Source organism: Oikeobacillus pervagus, assembly GCF_030813365.1.
GTDB classification, from domain to species: domain Bacteria; phylum Bacillota; class Bacilli; order Bacillales; family DSM-23947; genus Oikeobacillus; species Oikeobacillus pervagus.
In genome coordinates this window covers 1-4058 of sequence record NZ_JAUSUC010000088.1, presented here as the reverse complement: position 1 = coordinate 4058, position 4058 = coordinate 1, and the positions used below count along the sequence as shown (strand labels likewise).

The window sequence follows — 4058 nt, the reverse complement described above, 5'->3', positions numbered from 1 at the left end:
AAATTATTGAACCGCCGTATACGGAACCGTACGTACGGTGGTGTGAGAGGGTCGAACGAATCAAAATTCCGATTCGTTCACTCTACTCGATTGTTTTAAAAAGTCAATCCTTCGTCCTTCACTCTCCCTTTTGATTTTAAAACAATAACAGCCAGAATATGTTGAAGGAACAGGATGTATTCAATTAGTATGAGCAATAAAACAATGTATTCCGCCCCAATATATCGGTTTAAAAGGTGAAAAGCGGTCGGGGAAAAATGAAGGGTAAAGGTTAAAAACATGGCCAAAGTGAAGTTTCTCGCCCACTGGGTTCTACTATAGCTAAATACCCCGTCGCGCCATCCGTATCTTTTTACCCGCTGAACCATTCTAATATACTCAATTCCTTCAATGGCTAAAACTAAAATTAAAGCAGTCCACCAAATCCCATTGATAAAGGAATTCGGAGTCGCATGTGTCATAATACTAGCGTAACCTGTAATCGAAAGGGCCCCATGAATAATGCAATTCATGTTCATCCAATTGTCGGCTAAATTATGAATTTGCTTCGTTAAAATAGATCGGGTCATAAACAAAAGGCTTAAGAGATAAAAACTGAAACCGAAGTAGATGAGGAAAGTGAAGATCCCTCCTGGTATCCAATCTCCAAATAAAGTTTCCCCCGAAAGGACAATGGATTGAGTCGACACACAAGATAATAATAAAATCCCATTTGTATGTTGTCGATACTCTTTCACTTTAGATAAAACGAAAAAATTCCTCACAACGAGCAGGATATAGAGTAGCCATAGCACCACATTCCCGATAAAAAAGAATTTCGCAATGGATGTAAGGGAAGGGAAGACATGAACAACGATTAGAATTCCAACAGAAATCCCTGCCACCCATGTTCCATTCGCAAAACTAGTAAGTGGATGCTGTAAATGAAGACGATAGAAACGTCTGTAAAAGGCATCCTTCGTATATTGGAAAATTAGAAAAAGTATTATGGTAATCAAGGCCGTTGTGATCCATTTAATTATGGATTCAGGAATAAAATCGGAAATAGGCAAGCTAATTGTAATTCCCGTTGCCATAATAATGGCCCCATATGAATTTTTTATATGTGAATAACCCATTTTCTTTAATAAGAGTATCATCATAGCAAATAGACAGACTCCAACGAAAAAATACAAAATGATCCCCCACGTTTCTAATTAAACCGAATCACTACCTTTGATTATAATATATACACCATTTAAACAGTAGAAATATATTGGGTTAAAAAATTCATACAATCTGTTGACTCTCACGTAACGTAATACTTTATAGTAACAATTGAAGGGGGCCATTAAGAGTGACAATGAAAGTGAAAGAGGTAGCAGATCTAGTCGGAATTAGTGTGCGCACATTACATCATTATGATGAAATCGGGCTATTGACCCCAGAGGAAACAACGGAATCTGGATATCGTTTATATTCTGAAGGCAATATTGAGACTTTGCAGCAAATCTTATTTTTTAAAGAACTGGGCTTCCCTTTAAAACAAATTAAAGAAATCATAAATAGTCCTTCTTTTGATCGAAATGAGGCATTACAAATGCATCGAAAAATGTTGCTAGAAAAACGTAAACGATTAGATCAGATGATTCAGACTGTAGAGAAAACGATTCAACATATGAAAGGGGAAATTCAAATGACTAACAAGGAAAAATTCGAAGGGTTTGATTTTAGCCATAATCCGTATGAACAAGAAGCACGTGAACGTTGGGGAAATCAAGCAGTTGAGAAAGCTAATAAAAAGCTTGCCGATATGTCGAAGGAAGAACGAAGCAACTTCGAGGAAACTTTTAATTCTATTTACAGAAAACTAGCAGAGATCCGCCACATGGCTCCCGAATCGAAAGAAGCACAAGTGGGCATCCAAGAATGGTATGAATTTCTAAACAAAATGGGCCATTACTCACTCGATGCATTCAAAGGCCTTGGCCAAATGTATGTAGACGATGAGCGATTTACGAAAAATATTGATCAATTTGGGGAAGGTCTAGCACAATTTATGTGCAAAGCCATGGCTGTTTTTGCAGAGAAAAATAAAGCATAGTGATAATAGAGCACAAGGAAGCGACTACCTTGTGCTTTTTTCAAGAGCAAAAATAGGAAGTGTATGGGATCAAGGTTGAAGCAGATAGCCAATGGCACAAAAATGCGGGAGAGTATAGGAAACAAAGGGGGAACCCAATAGCTGAAAGGTGCAAATAAATGCGGGAAATATGCAAATATGTTGGGAAATGTTCAAAAAACGGGAGAACCAGCGCAAATCCGCTTAGAAGTGGCGCAAAAGCTCTTAGGAAATAGTCAAATCCAAGTGGGAAATATGCAAAAGTAGAAAAGCAAGGAAGTAGAGGAAACAAGGGGAGAAGCAGATAGCCAATGGCACAAAAATGCGGGAGAGTATAGGAAACAAAGGTGGAATCCAATAGCTGAAAGGTGCAAATAAATGCGGGAAATATGCAAATATGTTGGGAAATGTTCAAAAACCGGGAGAACCAGCGCAAATCCGCTTAGAAGTGGCGCAAAAGCTCTTAGGAAATAGTCAAATCCAAGTGGGAAATATGCAAATCCCGAGGGAACTTCATAATCTTGGCGATTCAGGTATATCGGATACCAATCTGGACAAATATTCCTATACTAAAAAAGTATAATATTCATCTATATTCAAGATTGCATATAAAAATGAAAAAAGGTAACATGTAAAATACAATGAAATTCCTATTTTTTAGTTATGAATCCTAATAAATCCGGTTTAAAAGGGTAATCATTTATACAGGAGGCAATTTGAATGGAAAACAAGATTAGAGTAGGAATCGTCGGTTACGGTAATTTAGGAAGAGGAGTAGAATCGGCGATAAAACAAAATGATGATATGAGCTTAGTCGCTATTTTTTCCCGGAGAGATCCTGCGAGTGTTGCAGTGAATGATCCTGAAGTCAAGGTTTTACATATTTCGGCAGCGGAAGAGTATGTCAATGAGATTGACGTGATGATTTTATGCGGGGGCTCTGCTACAGATCTTCCTGAACAAGGCCCATTATTTGCTAAGCTGTTTAATACGATTGATAGTTTTGATACACATGCTAAAATCACTGAGTACTTTGAAACAGTTGACCAATCTGCGACTGCAGGAGGGAAAACAAGCATTATTTCTGTTGGATGGGACCCAGGTTTGTTCTCTATTAATAGATTGATGGGGGAAGCGATTTTACCAGAAGGCGGAACATATACGTTCTGGGGAAAAGGCTTAAGCCAAGGGCATTCTGACGCTATCCGTAGAATTAAAGGAGTAAAAGGCGGGGTTCAATATACAATTCCTGTTGAAGAAGCGATTGAACGAGTAAGAAATGGCGAGAATCCAGAACTATCAACGAAGGAAAAACATTCTCGTGAATGCTTCGTTGTCGCTGAAGAAGGAGCAGACCTTGCTAAAATTGAACAAGAAATTAAAACGATGCCAAACTATTTTGCCGATTATGATACAACTGTTCATTTTATTTCGGAAGAAGAACTGGCTAAAAATCACTCCAAAATGCCACACGGAGGATTTGTAATTCGAAGTGGCAAAACAGGTGTGGATAATAATCAAATCATAGAATTTTCGTTAAAACTTGATAGTAACCCAGAATTCACCTCAAGCGTACTCGTAGCTTATGCGCGCGCAGCTGTGCGAATGAATAAAGAAGGACAAGCAGGTGCAAAATCTGTTTTTGATGTACCACCAGCTTATTTATCAAAAAAATCAGCAGCCCAGTTACGTAAAGAATTATTATAAAAGTCCATCGTAAAGTAAGTGCCAGAATTTGTGCAAATATACCTGGGAAATATGCATAAATCCCGGGAAATGTGCAAATCACCAGAGAATCAGTGCAAATCCACGGGGAACCAGTGCAAATATCCTTGGGAAATGTTCATAAACCCCGGGAAATGAGTCAAGTCCTTAATATTGTGTAAAATGATAATTACAATGTTTAATGCCTATTTCGGATTATAGTAATATGATTTAATTTGATTGGAAGGGGTAC

Annotated in this window: 3 protein-coding genes; 2 read left to right on the top strand and 1 reads right to left on the bottom strand. The window is 37.9% G+C overall.

Annotated features, from left to right (window positions below):
* Positions 1–95: 95 nt before the first annotated feature.
* A complete protein-coding gene (locus J2S13_RS16485; protein ID WP_307258937.1) occupies positions 96–1118 on the bottom strand; it encodes an SLAC1 family transporter in 1023 nt (340 codons plus the stop codon).
* A 218-nt stretch (positions 1119–1336) separates the two neighbouring features.
* Between J2S13_RS16485 and J2S13_RS16480 the strand changes: the two genes are divergently transcribed.
* Both J2S13_RS16480 and J2S13_RS16475 read left to right on the top strand, forming a co-directional pair.
* Positions 1337–2083: a MerR family transcriptional regulator gene (locus J2S13_RS16480; protein WP_307258936.1), complete on the top strand. Its 747-nt coding sequence runs from the start codon at positions 1337–1339 to the stop codon at positions 2081–2083.
* Between the two features lie 738 nt (positions 2084–2821).
* Positions 2822–3808: a diaminopimelate dehydrogenase gene (locus tag J2S13_RS16475; RefSeq protein ID WP_307258935.1), complete on the top strand. Its 987-nt coding sequence runs from the start codon at positions 2822–2824 to the stop codon at positions 3806–3808.
* The last annotated feature ends 250 nt before the right edge of the window (positions 3809–4058 follow it).